Source organism: Streptomyces sp. NPDC006458, assembly GCF_040612135.1.
Taxonomy (GTDB): domain Bacteria; phylum Actinomycetota; class Actinomycetes; order Streptomycetales; family Streptomycetaceae; genus Streptomyces.
On record NZ_JBEXPR010000026.1, the window covers coordinates 20,604 to 36,656 of the forward strand.

The window sequence follows — 16,053 nt, forward strand, 5'->3', positions numbered from 1 at the left end:
GCATCACCTTCGTGCGATGTTCACGGATGTGCGAGTGTCAGCGTCGTTCCCGGCGTGAGCGTCTTGGCCGACTCCCCCCTCAAGGTGACCTTGCCGGAATGAACCGTGTCCAACTGTTCCACGTCTCTGCCATACCACTCGATCTTTTCCAAGGTGAGAGGCGCATGAGCGTCGCCGTTCTCTTCTTGCGGTGGCATGCCAAGGAATTGCATCCCCAGGACGGCCGTCCCTTCGATGCATCGCACAACGCACACCGCCGTTAGTTCTGTCGGCGCGGGAAGGACTTCCAGAACGCTTAGCGCTGCCTTCTCAGGCACGTTTGTGGGCCTCCTCGACGAATTTCGCGATCTGTTCGGGTGAAAGTTTCGGGATGTCGTACTCGAGTAGAGGATCGATGTCCTCGTTTCTGACTCTCCTCGGCACGTTGACTCCCATTTCCGCGAGGATATCTCGCGCAACGGCCGAAGGAACCTGCAGGGAGGCACGGGACGAGAGGTCGGCCGGGCTCAGTTCGACCGGCCATTCGGCCTCGCGCGCGATGTACCCCTCGTGCACGGGGACCCCCTGTAGCGCGCGGCGTGGATAGATCTCTACGACGGCCTCTCCGAACCTCTCGGCCTGTGTCGCGAACACGGTTGCCACGCCGGGGTCGGAGGACGTGGGCGTGATGCCGTACCGCTGTACGCCAGGGCTTCCTTCGAAACCGAGGGTGGTTCCTCGGAAAAGGTGTTCTGGGCACCCTGACAAGCCGAGAGGATCGCTCCACGTGTGCGGATTGAGGACGTACGCGGTGGGATTCGGTCCGGGAGTGAGACCGAGGGGGTCGGTAGTGAGGTAGCGGGCGGTCTCGGGGTCGTAGTGGCGGAAGAAGTTGTAGTGCAGGCCTGTTTCGGGGTCGTGGTACTGCCCCGGGAAGCGCAGGGGTGTGTAGGCCGTGCTGTTCGCGGGCCAGGCGGTGGTGCCCCAGACCGTGCTGCGGGCGCGCCATGCGATCTCGCCCTGCTCGTCCACGAGCTCGCCGGGGGTGCCGACGAGATCGGTCACGATGGCGAAGAACCGGGAGTCGACATCTTCCTGGGATGTGTCCGACGTGAGACGTTCGGTCTGGGCCACGGGGTGCTGGCCCTGGTGGTCCCAGGTGAGCGTAACCTGGTGCGGCAGCTCCGGTGACGTGGTGGTCTGTTCGCACAGGACCGAGCCGTCCCAGGTGAACTCGACGCGTTCGACGACCGTTTCGCCGCCGACGGCAAGGCGCAGTTTCGCCGTACGACGGCCCAGCGGGTCATAGGTGTAGCGCCAGCGGGTGCCGTCCGGTGTGGTCACCTGGGTCAGGCGGTCCTCGGCGTCCCACTCGTAGTGCCAGGTGTCCGGCTTGCGGGACAGTCGACTCTTCTGGCGCAGGACGACACGGCCGAGGGCGTCGTGTTCGTAGCGGACCTCACCTGCACGCCGGATGCGGGTGCCCTCGTACGCGCGTGTGCCGGCCGCCTCTCGACCATGGGACGCGGGCCACGACGCGGACACCTGGTTGCCTGCCGTGTCGTACGCGTACGTCTCCGACCAGGTCTCCGCGCGCACCGCCGTGACCCTGCCCACCGCGTCCAGGTCGATGGTGCGGCTCCCGGCCAGCTGGTCATCGATGCGAACGGGGTTGCCGTCGGCGCGGTAGGTGTAGGCGCGACGCTGGATCGGGCGCCCGTCCTGGGCCGTCACCGACTGGACGGTTCTGCGGCCGAGGGCGTCGTAGGTGTGCTCCAACGTGAGCGTCTCGCCGACTCGCCGTACGAGTTCGCGGCCCGCTGAGTCATAGGTGAAATCGACGGCACGTCCAGAGGCGACCATCCTCGTGCGCCGGCCGGCACTGTCGTACGACCAGTCCGTCGTCGCTCCGGTCGGTGTCGTCCGACTGACCAGCTGTCCCAAGTCGTCGTATCTGTAGGTCACTTCGCGGCCGTCGACTGTCTCCGACAACACCCTGCCGTGGCGGTCTCGCAGCATGGCCAGTGTGCTGACCCCTGGACCGCCCGCCTCGGCAAGTCGGCCCATCGGGTCGTATGTGTACGCCGTCACCTGGCCCGCCGCGTCTTTGCGTACGACCTGCCCCAGGGTGTTGCGCTCGAACGCAACCACTTGACCGATCGCGTTCGTGCGAGATGTCAGGCGACCCGCCTGGTCGTGCGTATAGGCGAGCGTCCGGCCGTCGAAGTCGTCCTCCGAGCTCAGTCGTCCCGCCGGGTCGTAGGTGTAGTCCCAGTTCAGGCCCTGCGGATTGCGGACCTGCACGAGGTGGAGTTCGGTGTCGTAGGAGAACTCGTAGCGCACTCCGTCCGGGCCGGTGCGTGCCGACAAGAGGTCGAAGTACGTGTACTCGAAGCGCGAGACGCCGCCGTACGCATCGGTGTGGTGGGTGCAGTTGCCCTCGGCGTCGTAGCGCCAGGTCTCCTCCGACCCGTCGGCGGCGATGCGGCGTACCGGCTTGCCCTCGACATTCCACTCCAAGCGGGTCTGGGCTCCCGACGCGTCGGTCAGGACGATGGGGCGCCCGAACGCGTCCCGCTCGCACGTTGTTGTCGCACCCAGAGTGTCCGTCACGTCGAGAGGGAGGCCCGCTCCGTCGCTACGGATCAGGGTGGCGCTGCCCGAGGAGTCGCTGATGCGCTTGAGGCTGCCGTTCCTGTTGTAGGCGAAGCGCGTAGTGCGCCCCGCCGGGTCGGTGACAGCCACCGTGTTGCCCGACGCGTCGTATTCCTGGACCCATTGCGAGCCGGCTGCGTCCACCATCAGCGTGGGCAGGCCCACCTCGTTGTACCCGAGGTGGAGTTCGCTGCCGTCCGACCGCAGGACGTGCGTGACGTGGCCGTTCTCGTCGTACGTGTGGCCCGTGATGTTTCCCAAGGGGTCCGTGACCGAGACGAGTTGCCTGTCCTCGTCCCACTCCTGCTGTGTGACGTTGCCGAGCGGGTCGGTCTCGCGGATGAGGCGGAGGGCCTCATTGTGCTCGTAGATACGAGTGTGCCCGAGGGAGTCGGTGACGAGGGTCGTGCGTGTGGCGTCGTCGTAGGTGAAGGTGGAGGCCAGCGCGTCGCCGGTGCCGCCGGTGGCCACGACGCGGCCCTGCCCGTCGTAGGAGTACCAGTACGTGGTGTCGTTGCGGTCGGTCCAGGACGTGATGCGTCCGTCGGCATCGTAGGTGTAGCGCAGCGGCAGGCCAGAGGAGTTGGTCTCCTCGGTGAGGCGGCCCGTCTCGTCGTAGCCGAAGGTGAGCAGGGTGGTGCCCCGCCCTTCCGGCGCGGTGGGGTCGAGGAGGCGCAGACCCGTGATGCGCGAGAGGGAAGGATGGTGGTCCAGGGCAATCCTGTAGCCGCCGGAGTGCTCGACCGCGGCGGGGACGTCACCCTCGGCATAGACGACGGTGACGCGGTTGCCGTTACGGTCCTGAATCTGCTGGAGGGGCAGGTCCACCGCTGTGTCGTCGGCTGCCGCGACCGGGCTGTGGAAGACATGGATCAGGCCCGTGTCGGGGTCGGTGATGCGTATCGCGCCGTCGGTGTCGTGGTCCCAGGACAGGGTCAGGCGGGAGCCTGCGGTCTCCGGGCGGACCGGCTCGTTGGTCTCCGGATCAGGCACGGGGAAACACAGGCGAGCACCGTCGGCTGCCGCGTAGACGAAGCCGTCATCGTCGGCCTGAACACGCTGGTCGAGCGTAGAGGCCCAGGACGGGCCGAACCAGCCGCCCCAGCGATACGAGGAAACATGGGTGCGTTCCAGCACCAACGGCAGCACACCGGGGAGTTGGACGTCCGTACGGGGCAGAGCCATGTCCCCCGTGGCCACGTCGATCGGATCCGCCACGAATTTCTTGATCATGTTGCGGACCGAGGCGGGCAGTTTGTCGAAGCCGGGGTTCAGCCTCAGTCGCTCGAAGGTGGCGCAGTTCAGCTTGAGGCCCCGGCTCAGCCTGGCCAGGTCGGCCGGCTTGAGGGCCTTCAACCCCTTGCCCAACGCCTTACCCAGGACGCCGAAGCCAATACCCAGCAAAGCGCCCTCGGCGAGAATGCCGGCCAGTTTGTCCGGGTCCTTGAACGCGGCCGGGTCCTTCAGCAGTGTGTCGAAGGCGGCAAACTCCGCGCCCGTCTTGGCCATCCTTGCCGCCGCGGCGACTCCGCGGATCTCCTTCAGGGCCTTGAGTGCCCGCTCGACCGCCCGGATGGTCTCCATCACCGTGCGGATCGCGGAGGCCAGTACGGTGCCTTCCTTCTCGATCCGGGCCACCAGCGCTACCACCTTGACCGCACGGGAGCCGGCCATCAGAGATGAGACGACCGCAGAGGCGCCGCCGGTCAGCACCGACAGCGCCAGGCCCGCGATCTCGAACTCGGCTATCTCTGCGAGGAGTACACCGATCTCGGCGAGCAACTCGTGTGCCTGGTCCGCGAATTCGTCCAACGCCTTCGCGCCCTCACGCAGCGCGTCCGCCATCTCGGTGGCCTGCGTGCGGGCCGCCTTGGAGCGCTTGTGGAACGCCTTGGCCGCCTTGCCCTCCCACTCCACGTCCGCCATCGCCTTGCGCGCGGCCTCGGCCGCGTCGTCCAGGCCGGCTGCCAGATGGCGCCACTTCTTGGCGATCTCCCGGATGCCGTCCGGGTCGACTGCCGGGTCGCTGATCCCCAGAAACTCCAGACCGCTGGTGAGGGTGTCGCCGAACATGTGATTGAACTTGTTCACGTAGTGCAGGGGGTTGAGATCGACCACGGGCTCAGCCCTTCTTCGCTCGGGCCGCGGCCGCCAGCAGGACGTCGAGCAGGTCGAAGGCGTCAGATATCTCGCCGATCAGCTTCGCCTCCGCCTTCCATTCCTCGTCCAGTTCCTTGGCGAGCTTGGCGAGGGTGGTCATGCCCTCCTCGATCTCGCTCTTCGCTCCGAGAAGGGAGCCGAGGGCGCCGAGCGCGTCCAGGTCGTGCGACGCGGCCTTGAACTCCTGCAACGGCTTCGCCGTGTGCTGTCCCACCGCGCGCAGTCCCGATGCCGCCGTATGCATGGACGCCGCTTCCTTGCCCAGGTCGGCCACGTCACCCCACCCCCGTACTTCACTCTGTGCACATGCCAACCTGACGACCCTAGGTGAGGCGCTCCCGGAGCAGGCAATGCGCGATCCAAGGAGAGGTAAAGCGCGCACGATGGGCCGCATCTCGGAACCCCCAGGACAGCCCGCCATTTGATTCAGTGGTTGATGGACCGGATCTTCTGGACATTCATCTCCTGCGTGGCCTCGAAGCCTCCCACTCGGTCGCCGGTCCACCACCTCACCGTCCGTCCAGCGTCGGCGTCGCGCGCGGGTCCTTCATGGGCAGCAGCAGCCACAGCCCGTGCGGGGTGTCGGCCGGGCGCCGGGCCGACCGCTGGAGAGCGACCAGCAACTCCCGGCCCCCCGCCTCCCAGTACTGGGCGAGGAGACCGGCCTCGTGGACGAGTAGAACGAAGCGCGGGCCGGAAGTCTCGGCGAGGTCCACCACCCGCTGCCGGACCCGCTCGGCCGCCAGCCGCGTGTTGTGCGCGTAGCGCAACGCCTCGGCGAGCTGGCGGACCAGACCCAGTCGCGGGGCGGGGGTGAGCTGACCGCCATAGGCGTCGAGGTAGGCGTCCAGCCGGAGATCAGACCCGCGATGCCGGAAGAGGATCGCGGGGCCGCCCTGGTGCTCGCGGATCTGCACCGCCTGCACGATGCCGCGATGATTGAGCCCCTGCAGCACCTGGTACTCGCGGCGGTGCGCTGGAACTCGTCCAGCTGACTCACCAGGCCCGGGTCGTGCAGGAGGACGGCGGGCTTGATGAAGGGAACCTGCCGGGGGTCCATCCCGAGCGTCCAGGCCCCTTCAGCTCCTCGGCCTTGAGATCGGTCAGGTGGAGGGGATTGCGCAGCGTGCGCACACAGTCGCCGTGGAACTGCCAGGTGTCACGGTGGTTCACGACCCGGCCGGGGTGCCCCTTCAGTTCCAGCAGATAGAGCCCGCCGGGCACGGCGATCAGTACGTCGCACTCGTTGATCCGGCCGGACCCGCCGGTGAACTGGAACGTCGCCCACGCCCGGAACGGCTTGGTCCTCGGCAGCCCCCGGAGATGGTCCAGCCTCTCCTGCTCCCACCGGAACCCGGATCGCCGGGGCTGGAACCAACGCTCCCGGGGGGTGGGGGCTGTCGGCTTGGGAGCAGCGGACACCAGGCACCTGCGGAAACGGCAGCAGCAGATAGAGGAGAGGAGACCCATGGTCGAGCTTCGTGGATCTCCTCTTCCGACCGGGCCGAAATCCTAGTCGCACCCTGTGACAGTCGGGCGGCGGGCCGTAGAGGGGCACCGGGCCTGGACGTGCGCCGCCTCGGACACGGCAGAGAGCAGAAGCCCCCATCCGCCGGGCGGATTCCAGGGGGCTTCTCCTTCATGGGCGTACCCGCTACCGCGCCTACTGCTCCAGCGCGTCCAGCACGCCCAGCTGGGACATCAGGCCCAGGCGGTCGTACTCCCACCAGCCCTCGGCGATCCTGCCGTCGCCGCCGCAGCGGAAGACGGTCGTGCCGGTCATGGTGCACTCCTTGCCAGTGGCCGGGATACCGAGGAAGTCGGCCTTGTTGGTGCCCTTCCAGAACCAGCGCACACAGACCCGGTCGCCCTCGCAGACCAGGTCCTCCACGGTGAACGCGAAGTCGAACGCCCCGCGCCACATCAGCATCTCGCGCCGGATGTTCTCCAGCCCGAGGACGTCCTGCTCATTGGACGGGTCGTGGTCGTGGTAGTGCTCCGCGATCAGGTCGTTGAGCGGCGGGAGCTCGCCCGGCGTGCCCATCGTCTCCAGCAGCCGCCGCACCTGGGAGGCGTACAGCTGCTCGTCCCGTACGACGTCCAGGTCCGTGAACGTAGGCATCTCGTCGCAGAGCGCGACCATGTCCCGGAAGATCCTGTCGGTCTCGGGAAGGTTCGAGTTACGCATCGCCTCCTCGTACGAGGGGAACTCCACGATCTCGATGTAGTGCGACGCGTCGGACCGGTCCTTGCCGATCACGTTGTGCGTCGCCGTCCGCTTGCCTTTGGTCTGTTCGACCCAGGTGTCCATCAGCCGGTTCATCTCGTCGAACCGGCTGGTCTTGCAGTCGATGATCTGTACGAACGTCATGGCGCCGCCTCCGACCCCCCCCGTGGGGTCCGTCCGGACAGCTCCATTGTTCCACCGCCCCGCCCCGGCGTCCCCCGACCGGCCTACCGCGGCCCGTACTTCCGCCCGGTCCTGGACGTGACCCCGCCCAGCAGCCCCCGGGGGACCACCTTGACCACGCCCATCAGCGCCTTGTAGCGCGGGTCCGGGATCGACACGGCTTTGCCGCGGGCCAGGTCGGCCAGGGCCGTCGCGACCAGCTTGTCGGCGTCGAGCCACATCCAGCCGGGGATGTTGTCGGTGCCCATGCCGGCCCGCTCGTGGAACTCCGTGCGCACGAACCCCGGGCACAGCGCCATCAACCGCACCCCGCTGCCCGCCAGATCTCGCGCCACGCCCTGCGTGAACTGCACGACCCACGCCTTCGACGCTCCGTAGGTGCCCCGCGGCACGAACGCCGCGACCGAGGCCACGTTCACGACCCCGCCCCGCCCACGCTCCCGCATCGCCTCCGTCGCCGCCGACGTCAGCCGGAGCACCGCCTCGCAGTGCACCTTCAGCATCCGCAGCTCGTCCTCGACGGACACCTCCAGAAAACGGCCCTTGTTGCCGAACCCCGCGTTGTTGACCAGCAGGTCGACGGGGTTGCGCCGGTCCGCCAGCCGGGCCGCCACGGCATCGATCCCGGCGTCCGTCGCCAGATCGGCCACCAGCACCTCCGCCTCGATGCCGTGCCGGTCGTGCAGCTCGGTCGCCTGCTCCGCCAGCCGCCCCGCGTCCCGTGCCACCAGCACGAGGTTCTGCCCGTCCGCGGCCAGCCGCCGCGCGAACGCGCCGCCGATGCCCGCCGTCGATCCCGTAATGAGAGCCGTTGTCATGGCGCAAGGTTAGTGACCCCAAGGCGCCGGATCCGGCCCCGGAGGTGGGGGATTCGGGTTCCGCGGGTGAGGGAATCGCGTGACCGGCGATCAGCTTCCTTGCGCCGCCACGTACTTGCGGGCCGACGCCAGCAGCTCGGGGTGCAGCGCCTCGCCCGCCGCGAGGATCGCGGGCAGCAGCGTCCGCCGGGTCGTCTCGGCCTGGAAGGCGAGCGCCACCGTCACCTCGTGGTCGGGGCGGTGCACTATCTCGATCCGGTCCCCGGTGCGGATCTCGCCCGGCTCGATCACCCGCAGGTACGCCCCCGGCGCCGCGCGCTGCGTGAAGCGCCTCACCCAGCGGTCCTCGCCGAGGTGGGCCTGGAAGGTCCGGCAGGGGATGCGGCCGCAGGTGACTTCGAGGACGAGGTCGGGGCCGACCCGCCAGCGTTCGCCGATGAGGGCGCCGGAGACGTCCAGGCCGATCGTGGTGAGGTTCTCACCGAAGCAGCCGTTCGGCAGCTCGCGCCCCAGCTCCGTCTCCCAGGCGTCGAGGTCCTCCCGCGCCACGGCGTAGACGGCCTGGTCGTCGCCGCCGTGGTGCCGGGTGTCGCACACCGCGTCCCCGGCCAGCCCGCTCCTCCCGACCCCCTTGGGCCCGGGCGCCGTGACCCGCACCGGACCTTCCACGGGCCGCTTGTCGATGCCGGTCAGCCCATCCGGCTGGTCGGTGTAGGGCACGCGCGTCGCACGGCCCAGGTTCAGGGACAGAAGCTTCATGACCGCACGGTAGGCCGCCGAGGGCCAAAGCGTCGACGCATTATTCGCCTCCGCACCCAAGCAAGACTTATGCTCAAGGAGTGATCGAGGCCCGACATCTCCGAGTGCTGCGCGCCGTCGCCGCCACCGGCTCCTTCTCCGCGGCGGGGCGCGAGCTGGGCTGCACCCAGCCCGCCGTGAGTCAGCAGATGAAGGCCCTGGAGACGTCCGTCGGCACCCCGCTGCTGGTGCGCGGCGGCCGGGAGATGCGACTGACCCAGGCCGGCGAGGCCCTGGTCCGGCACGCCGCCGGCATCCTCGCGGGGCTGACCGCCGCGGAGGAGGAGGTCGCCGCCATCGCCGGGCTGCGGGCGGGCCGGGTCCGGCTGGTCTCCTTCCCCAGCGGCAGCTCCACCCTCGTCCCCACCGCCCTCGCCGCCCTGCGCGCGGCCCACCCCGGCACCCGGGTCTCCCTGGTGGAGGCCGAGCCGCCGCGGTCCGTGGAGATGCTCCGCGAGGGCGACTGCGACGTCGCGCTCGCGTTCCGCTACGCGGGGGGCGCGGGCGCGCAGGAGACGGAGTGGGACGACCTCGTCGTACGGCCGCTGCTGACGGACCGCCTCGTGGCGCTCGTGCCCGAACGCCACCGCCTGGCCCGCGCCGGGTCCGTCGCCATCGGCGAACTCGCCGAGGAGCCCTGGATCGCGGGCTGCCCGCGCTGCCGCGGCCAGCTCGTCGAGGTCTGCGAGGGCGCGGGCTTCACGCCCCGCATCGACTTCGCCACCGACGACTACCCGGCGGTGGTGGGCCTGGTCGGCGCCGGGCTCGGCGTCGCCGTACTGCCCCAGCTCGCCATCGAGTCCGTACGGCCCCGGGGCGCACGCGCGGTGACCCTGGAACCCGCGGTACGCCGGGAGATCGTCGCCCTCACCCTGCCCGACCTGGCCCAGGTCCCGGCCGTGACGGCGACCCTGGACCAACTGGCCCGGGCGACCCGACGCTAGGGCCTGCCGTCCGGGGCGGTGACCTCATGTCTGCCGGGTGCGGGCCGCGTGTGGCTGCTCGCGCAGTTCCCCGCGCCCCCCTGAGGCGCCCGCCGTGCGCGCCCCTCAAGGGGCGCGAGCAACCCACGATCATCCGCACCCCGAACCGATCGGCCACCACCCCGAACAGATCCGGCTCTCAGCCGTGCCCGAACCAGGCAGGGCCCAGCCCAGCCCGAACCAGGCAGGGCCCAGCCCAGCCCGAACCAGGCAGGGCCCAGCCCAGCCCGAACCAGGCAGGGCCCGGCCGAGCCCGAACCGATAGGGCGGCCCAGTCAGGCCGAACCGGCAGGGCCCGGCCAGGCCGAACCGCAGAGCTCAAGGCACCACAAAGCCCGGGCGCGCGCAGCCGCGAGCCCTCACTCGTCCGCCCCCGGATATACGAAGAAACGTTCCTTCAGGTGTTCGAACCGGCGTCGCCGCCGGACGTCGAAGCCGTCACCAGGCGATGACGCGCCCGGCCCATGAGCTCCTCGCGCTCGTCCTCGGTCAACCCGCCCCACACGCCGTACGGCTCGCGCACCGCCAGCGCGTGTGCCGCGCACTGTGCGCGGACCGGGCACCTCATGCAGACCTCCTTGGCCGAGTTCTCGCGAGCGCTCCGGGCCGCCCCGCGCTCACCCTCCGGATGAAAGAAGAGCGAGCTGTCCACCCCGCGACAGGCAGCGAGCAGCTGCCAGTCCCACAGGTCCGCGTTCGGTCCGGGAAGGCGGGAGAAATCTGCCATTGCGTGACCCCTTGTAGCCGTTCAGAGCGGATACGGTGCCCACGACCGTACAACTACGATCTAAGAAGATGAAAATATGACTCATTGCGAATCTAGCCGCGGACACCAGCAAAAGGGAAGAAAATGGGCCGAATGGGGCACGGTTGTGATGAAACGTTGAGGGTCCGACGTCTATGTCTGCACCGTGTCGGCCCCCTCACGTAGAGTGCCGAAGATGTCAGACAGCCCCGTAACTCTTTCGAGTGACCGTCGTTGAGAGTGCGGAGGCGGTTGAAAACAAAAGCGCTCGGGCAGGCGTCCGAGACGGTCGACCGCACAGGTGACGATTCGTACCAGCCTGGAGGCTCAAGGTGACGCGCATCAGCTGCGGAGGGCGGCCATGACTTCCGTCCTCGTCTGCGACGACTCCCCGCTTGCCCGAGAGGCGCTCCGCCGCGCGGTCGCGACCGTGCCCGGCGTCGAGCGTGTGACGACGGCGGCCAACGGCGAGGAAGTCCTCCGCCGCTGGGGTGCCGACCGCTCGGACCTCATTCTGATGGACGTACGCATGCCCGGACTGGGCGGCGTCGAGACCGTGCGGCGGCTGCTGTCCGCCGACCCGGGTGCCCGCATCATCATGCTCACCGTCGCGGAGGACCTCGACGGCGTCGCCCTCGCGGTCGCCGCGGGTGCGCGGGGGTACCTGCACAAGGACGCCTCGCGAGCGGAGCTGCGGGCGACCGTGACGCAGGCGCTCGCCGACCCCACCTGGCGGCTCGCGCCGCGGCGGCTGCGGTCGGCGGAGATGGGTGCGGCGCCGACGCTCACCGCGCGTGAGATCCAGGTGCTGGAGGGCATGAGCCACGGCCGCTCCAACGCGGAGATCGGCCGGGAGCTGTTCCTCTCCGAGGACACGGTCAAGACCCACGCCCGGCGTCTGTTCAAGAAGCTGGGAGCTTCGGACCGGGCTCACGCCGTGGCGCTGGGCTTCCGGTGGGGACTGGTTCGCTAGCCCTCCCCCGCGGTGGCGGGTGGCCGGGTGTCACTCGTCCGCCGTCGTCCGTGGGTGGTTCCGCGCGGGCGGTGCCGGCCGGTCGCGCCCACGCGGCGGAGCCGTGCGTCGATACAGCCCCGCGCCCCTTTCGGGGCGCGGGTGTGGACCGCCCTCCAGATGCCCGCTGCTCGTTTCGGCGCGGATGCCGCATCCTTGAGGTGTGGAGTTCCTCGGGGACGAGTCGGTCGAGCGGAAGGGGAGGGCGCGAGGGATGAGTTCCGGCGCACCTGCTCATAACGCTTCGGTGCACAACGATGGACGCGGTGCCACGGGCCGGACGGCCCCAGGGCACGATGGACCGATGCGCGACGACGAGCCGACCCGTGCCCAGGGAGCGATCGGCGCGCTCGTGCATCGCGCCGTCGACGGGGACGAGCAGGCCACACACGACCTGCTCGCCCATGTCCACCCCCTGGCGCTGCGCTACTGCCGCACCCGGCTGTCCCGGCTGCCGGGCGACGCGCGCCACTTCGTCGAGGACCTCGCCCAGGAGGTCTGTGTGGCCGTCCTGCTGGCGCTGCCGCGCTACCGGGACACCGGCCGGCCCTTCGAGGCGTTCGTCTTCGCCATCGCCTCCCACAAGGTCGCCGACCTCCAGCGGGCCGCGATGCGCCACCCGGGCTCCACGGCCGTCCCCTCGGACGAGATGCCCGAGCGCCCCGACGACTCCCTCGGCCCCGAGGAGCGCGCACTGCTCAGCAGCGACGCCGAATGGGCCAAGAAACTGCTGGCCAACCTGCCCGAGAACCAGCGCGAGCTGCTTCTGCTGCGGATCGCGGTCGGCCTCACGGCCGAGGAGACGGGTCAGATGTTGGGAATGTCACCCGGAGCGGTCCGCGTCGCCCAGCACCGCGCGCTGAGCCGGCTGCGGGCACTGGCGGAGCAGTAACGGCACTGCCGCGGCGGCGTGTCGGCGATCGGTCGAACAGGCAGCCATGCCTTTCCGTATGAACATACGAAGCCGCCCGTGGTCCGGGACCGTGGAATGAGACGGGTCCACTTCCCGTTAGCATGGACATCCGCACCGATCAAGGCCATTGGGGAAGGTGTCATGACTGCAAACGTCGACGGAGTGCCCGGTAAATTCGCGACACTCGGGCTGACCTACGACGACGTGCTGCTGTTGCCCGGCGCGTCGGACATGGCACCCGACGAGATCGACACCGCCTCGTACGTCTCCAAGAACGTGCGGGTGAACATCCCGCTGCTGTCCGCCGCCATGGACAAGGTCACCGAGTCGCGCATGGCGATCGCGATGGCCCGCCAGGGCGGCGTCGGCGTACTGCACCGCAACCTGTCCATCGAGGACCAGGCCAACCAGGTCGACCTGGTCAAGCGCTCCGAGTCGGGCATGGTCACCGACCCGATCACGATCCACCCGGACGCCACGCTCGCCGAGGCGGACGCGCTGTGCGGCAAGTTCCGCATCAGCGGTGTCCCGGTCACCGACGGCGACAAGAGGCTGCTCGGCATCGTCACCAACCGCGACATGGCCTTCGAGAGCGACCGCACCCGCCGGGTGCGCGAGGTCATGACGCCGATGCCGCTGGTCACCGGCAAGGTCGGCATCTCCGGCGTGGACGCCATGGAGCTGCTGCGCAAGCACAAGATCGAGAAGCTGCCGCTGGTCGACGACCAGGGCGTCCTCAAGGGCCTGATCACGGTCAAGGACTTCGTCAAGGCGGAGAAGTACCCGCACGCCGCCAAGGACGCGGGCGGCCGGCTGCTCGTCGGCGCGGCGGTCGGTGTCGCCGGTGACTCCTTCGAGCGCGCCCAGGCGCTGATCGAGGCGGGCGTCGACTTCATCGTCGTGGACACCGCGCACGGCCACTCCCGGCTGGTCGGCGACATGATCGCCAAGATCAAGTCGAACTCCGCCGGCGTCGACGTCGTCGGCGGCAACGTCGCCACCCGCGACGGCGCCCAGGCGCTGGTCGACGCGGGCGCCGACGGCATCAAGGTCGGTGTCGGACCGGGCTCGATCTGTACGACCCGCGTGGTCGCCGGTGTCGGCGTCCCGCAGGTCACGGCGATCTACGAGGCGGCACTCGCCGCGCGCGAGGCCGGTGTCCCGGTCATCGGCGACGGCGGTCTGCAGTACTCCGGCGACATCGCCAAGGCCCTGGTCGCGGGCGCCGACACCGTGATGCTCGGCTCGCTGCTCGCGGGCTGCGAGGAGTCGCCCGGCGAGCTGCTGTTCATCAACGGCAAGCAGTTCAAGTCGTACCGCGGCATGGGCTCCCTCGGGGCCATGCAGACGCGCGGCGAGCGCAAGTCGTTCTCCAAGGACCGCTACTTCCAGGAGGGCGTCGCCTCCGACGAGCAGCTGATCCCCGAGGGCATCGAGGGCCAGGTGCCCTACCGCGGCCCGCTCGCCTCGGTCGTGCACCAGCTGGTCGGCGGTCTGCGCCAGTCGATGTTCTACGTCGGCGGCAAGACCGTGCCGGACCTGCAGACCAACGGCCGGTTCGTCCGCATCACCTCGGCGGGTCTGAAGGAGAGCCACCCGCACGACATCCAGATGACGGTCGAGGCGCCGAACTACAGCCGCAACAAGTAGTCACCAGCTCCGTGCAGGGCGGTCCCGGACGCACCGGGGCCGCCCTTGTCGTGCCCGTCGGCGATACTGGAAGACGCTGAAACGCATCAGGGAAAGGCCACACATCGTGACTGAGATCGAGATCGGGCGCGGCAAGCGCGGCCGCCGGGCGTACGCCTTCGACGACATCGCCGTCGTCCCCAGCCGCCGTACGCGGGACCCGAAGGAGGTCTCGATCGCCTGGCAGATCGACGCCTACCGCTTCGAGCTGCCCTTCCTGGCCGCCCCCATGGACTCGGTCGTCTCGCCGGCCACCGCGATCCGTATCGGCGAGCTCGGCGGTCTCGGCGTGCTCAACCTCGAAGGTCTGTGGACGCGCTACGAGGACCCGCAGCCGCTGCTCGACGAGATCGCCGAGCTGCCCGCGGAGACCGCGACCCGCCGCCTCCAGGAGATCTACGCCGCGCCGATCAAGGAGGAGCTGATCGGTGCGCGCATCAAGGAGGTGCGCGACTCCGGCGTGGTCACCGCCGCCGCGCTCTCCCCGCAGCGCACGGCCCAGTTCTCCAAGGCCGTCGTCGACGCGGGCGTGGACATCTTCGTCATCCGCGGTACGACGGTTTCGGCGGAGCACGTCTCCGGCTCGAACGAGCCGCTGAACCTGAAGCAGTTCATCTACGAGCTCGACGTCCCGGTGATCGTCGGCGGCTGCGCCACGTACACCGCGGCCCTGCACCTGATGCGCACGGGCGCCGCGGGCGTGCTGGTCGGCTTCGGTGGCGGCGCCGCGCACACCACGCGCAACGTGCTGGGCATCCAGGTCCCGATGGCCACGGCCGTCGCGGACGTGGCTGCGGCCCGCCGTGACTACATGGACGAGTCCGGCGGCCGGTACGTGCACGTCATCGCCGACGGCGGTGTCGGCTGGTCCGGCGACCTGCCCAAGGCGATCGCCTGCGGCGCCGACGCCGTGATGATGGGCTCCCCGCTGGCCCGTGCCACCGACGCGCCCGGCAAGGGCCACCACTGGGGCATGGAGGCGGTCAACGAGGAGCTGCCGCGAGGCAAGAAGGTCGACCTCGGCACGGTCGGCACCATCGAGGAGGTCCTCACCGGCCCGTCCCACACCCCGGACGGCTCCATGAACCTCTTCGGCGCCCTGCGCCGCGCCATGGCCACCACCGGCTACAGCGAGCTCAAGGAGTTCCAGCGCGTCGAGGTCACGGTCGCGGACTCCCAGCACAAGCGCTGACCCACCACAGCACGCGAAGGGCCCGCCCACCGATCAGGTGGGCGGGCCCTCGCGCGCGTACGCCGGGTACCTGCCTACGCGGCGGCCTTCTTCGCGCCGGAGAACGCGGCGAAGGCACCGATGCCGAAGAAGAGGAAGGTCATCGGGTCGGCGGTCTCCTTCCAGGCCTCGGTCACCAGGTCGAAGTGGTCGACGAGGAGGCTGGTCGCGGAGACGCCCAGCTCGTCGGCGCCGATCACCGCCACCCCGATGAGCTGGCCCAGGTAGACCGCGCCCACCGACACCACCGCGCTGACGACGGGCAGCGCCGGATTGGCCCCGCCCACCTTGCCGGCGGCGAGGCCGACGAGGAAGCCGACGCCGATGGCCGCGTAGCCGATCTCGTACTTGGTCGCGCCCACGATGGCCCCGTAGATGCCGGCCGTGACCAGGGCGACGACGACCGCGGTGACGATGCCGAGCGCGACGTTGCCGCTCCGGACGGGCGCGGGCGCGACGGGGACGAACGCGGCCTGCTGCCCCGCGAACGGGTTCCCGTCACCGGGCTGCTGCTGGGCGAACGGGTTGCCGTCGGTGGGCTGCGGCGGCGGTACTGACTGGGTCATGACAGGAATCCCCCCACGGGACTGACGAGCGACGCACGCACGGACGTGCGAACGGAGACGCCGCACAGTAACAGGCGTGACGGGGGGTGCCGCG

The 16,053-nt window shown here is 69.6% G+C and carries 15 protein-coding genes; 5 read left to right on the plus strand and 10 right to left on the minus strand.

Annotated elements, in window-relative coordinates:
• Positions 1 to 20 precede the first annotated feature (20 nt).
• The 8 genes from ABZZ79_RS29800 to ABZZ79_RS29835 all read right to left on the minus strand — a co-directional run bounded on the left by ABZZ79_RS29800 (position 21) and on the right by ABZZ79_RS29835 (position 8,781).
• Complete coding sequence (locus ABZZ79_RS29800; RefSeq protein ID WP_356693933.1) at positions 21 to 317, minus strand: hypothetical protein; 297 nt, start codon at positions 315 to 317, stop codon at positions 21 to 23.
• Positions 310 to 4,752 carry a DUF6531 domain-containing protein gene (locus tag ABZZ79_RS29805; protein ID WP_356693935.1) on the minus strand — a complete coding sequence of 1,481 codons (4,443 nt, stop codon included), beginning with the start codon at positions 4,750 to 4,752 and terminating at the stop codon, positions 310 to 312. The genes ABZZ79_RS29800 and ABZZ79_RS29805 overlap by 8 nt, the downstream gene beginning before the upstream one ends.
• Positions 4,753 to 4,756: 4 nt before the next feature.
• Positions 4,757 to 5,038 (minus strand): hypothetical protein, encoded by a 282-nt coding sequence (locus ABZZ79_RS29810; RefSeq protein ID WP_356693937.1) that lies wholly within the window; start codon positions 5,036 to 5,038, stop codon positions 4,757 to 4,759.
• A 265-nt stretch (positions 5,039 to 5,303) separates the two neighbouring features.
• Positions 5,304 to 5,711 (minus strand): hypothetical protein, encoded by a 408-nt coding sequence (locus ABZZ79_RS29815; RefSeq protein WP_356693939.1) that lies wholly within the window; start codon positions 5,709 to 5,711, stop codon positions 5,304 to 5,306.
• Positions 5,712 to 5,790: 79 nt separating this feature from the next.
• The gene (locus tag ABZZ79_RS29820; protein ID WP_356693941.1) at positions 5,791 to 6,216 is read right to left on the minus strand and encodes a nuclease-related domain-containing protein; all 426 of its coding nucleotides are present in this window, start codon (positions 6,214 to 6,216) and stop codon (positions 5,791 to 5,793) included.
• 241 nt (positions 6,217 to 6,457) lie between these two features.
• Positions 6,458 to 7,165 (minus strand): ester cyclase, encoded by a 708-nt coding sequence (locus ABZZ79_RS29825; protein WP_356693943.1) that lies wholly within the window; start codon positions 7,163 to 7,165, stop codon positions 6,458 to 6,460.
• An 83-nt stretch (positions 7,166 to 7,248) separates the two neighbouring features.
• Positions 7,249 to 8,022: an SDR family oxidoreductase gene (locus tag ABZZ79_RS29830; RefSeq protein ID WP_356693945.1), complete on the minus strand. Its 774-nt coding sequence runs from the start codon at positions 8,020 to 8,022 to the stop codon at positions 7,249 to 7,251.
• A gap of 90 nt (positions 8,023 to 8,112) precedes the next feature.
• A complete protein-coding gene (locus tag ABZZ79_RS29835) occupies positions 8,113 to 8,781 on the minus strand; it encodes an MOSC domain-containing protein (protein WP_356693947.1) in 669 nt (222 codons plus the stop codon).
• An 80-nt stretch (positions 8,782 to 8,861) separates the two neighbouring features.
• Between ABZZ79_RS29835 and ABZZ79_RS29840 the strand changes: the two genes are divergently transcribed.
• Complete coding sequence (locus tag ABZZ79_RS29840; protein WP_356693949.1) at positions 8,862 to 9,764, plus strand: LysR family transcriptional regulator; 903 nt, start codon at positions 8,862 to 8,864, stop codon at positions 9,762 to 9,764.
• 436 nt (positions 9,765 to 10,200) lie between these two features.
• Here ABZZ79_RS29840 and ABZZ79_RS29845 read toward each other — a convergent pair whose 3' ends face one another.
• Positions 10,201 to 10,530: a WhiB family transcriptional regulator gene (locus ABZZ79_RS29845; protein ID WP_356693951.1), complete on the minus strand. Its 330-nt coding sequence runs from the start codon at positions 10,528 to 10,530 to the stop codon at positions 10,201 to 10,203.
• Between the two features lie 379 nt (positions 10,531 to 10,909).
• Here ABZZ79_RS29845 and ABZZ79_RS29850 point away from each other — a divergent pair, with 379 nt between their 5' ends.
• The 4 genes from ABZZ79_RS29850 to ABZZ79_RS29865 all read left to right on the plus strand — a co-directional run bounded on the left by ABZZ79_RS29850 (position 10,910) and on the right by ABZZ79_RS29865 (position 15,354).
• Positions 10,910 to 11,521: a response regulator transcription factor gene (locus ABZZ79_RS29850; RefSeq protein WP_003948568.1), complete on the plus strand. Its 612-nt coding sequence runs from the start codon at positions 10,910 to 10,912 to the stop codon at positions 11,519 to 11,521.
• Between the two features lie 343 nt (positions 11,522 to 11,864).
• Entirely contained in the window at positions 11,865 to 12,452 is a 588-nt protein-coding gene (locus ABZZ79_RS29855; protein WP_356693953.1) for a sigma-70 family RNA polymerase sigma factor, read from the plus strand.
• Positions 12,453 to 12,614: 162 nt separating this feature from the next.
• The gene (gene guaB / locus ABZZ79_RS29860) at positions 12,615 to 14,123 is read left to right on the plus strand and encodes an IMP dehydrogenase (RefSeq protein ID WP_356693955.1); all 1,509 of its coding nucleotides are present in this window, start codon (positions 12,615 to 12,617) and stop codon (positions 14,121 to 14,123) included.
• A 106-nt stretch (positions 14,124 to 14,229) separates the two neighbouring features.
• A complete protein-coding gene (locus ABZZ79_RS29865; RefSeq protein WP_356693957.1) occupies positions 14,230 to 15,354 on the plus strand; it encodes a GuaB3 family IMP dehydrogenase-related protein in 1,125 nt (374 codons plus the stop codon).
• Positions 15,355 to 15,428: 74 nt separating this feature from the next.
• On the opposite strand, the gene ABZZ79_RS29870 is transcribed toward ABZZ79_RS29865, so the two are convergent.
• Positions 15,429 to 15,959, minus strand: a complete 531-nt coding sequence (locus tag ABZZ79_RS29870; protein ID WP_356693959.1) for a hypothetical protein — start codon at positions 15,957 to 15,959, stop codon at positions 15,429 to 15,431.
• Between the last annotated feature and the right edge of the window lie 94 nt (positions 15,960 to 16,053).

Excerpts from the sequence above, each read along its gene's own strand:
- ABZZ79_RS29810 (WP_356693937.1), bottom strand. The coding sequence starts at position 5,038 with ATGCATACGGCGGCATCGGGACTGCGCGCGGTGGGACAGCACACGGCG.
- ABZZ79_RS29825 (WP_356693943.1), bottom strand. The coding sequence starts at position 7,165 with ATGACGTTCGTACAGATCATCGACTGCAAGACCAGCCGGTTCGACGAG.
- ABZZ79_RS29830 (WP_356693945.1), bottom strand. The coding sequence starts at position 8,022 with ATGACAACGGCTCTCATTACGGGATCGACGGCGGGCATCGGCGGCGCG.
- ABZZ79_RS29835 (WP_356693947.1), bottom strand. The coding sequence starts at position 8,781 with ATGAAGCTTCTGTCCCTGAACCTGGGCCGTGCGACGCGCGTGCCCTAC.
- ABZZ79_RS29845 (WP_356693951.1), bottom strand. The coding sequence starts at position 10,530 with ATGGCAGATTTCTCCCGCCTTCCCGGACCGAACGCGGACCTGTGGGAC.
- ABZZ79_RS29850 (WP_003948568.1), top strand. The coding sequence starts at position 10,910 with ATGACTTCCGTCCTCGTCTGCGACGACTCCCCGCTTGCCCGAGAGGCG.
- ABZZ79_RS29855 (WP_356693953.1), top strand. The coding sequence starts at position 11,865 with ATGCGCGACGACGAGCCGACCCGTGCCCAGGGAGCGATCGGCGCGCTC.
- guaB (WP_356693955.1), top strand. The coding sequence starts at position 12,615 with ATGACTGCAAACGTCGACGGAGTGCCCGGTAAATTCGCGACACTCGGG.
- ABZZ79_RS29870 (WP_356693959.1), bottom strand. The coding sequence starts at position 15,959 with ATGACCCAGTCAGTACCGCCGCCGCAGCCCACCGACGGCAACCCGTTC.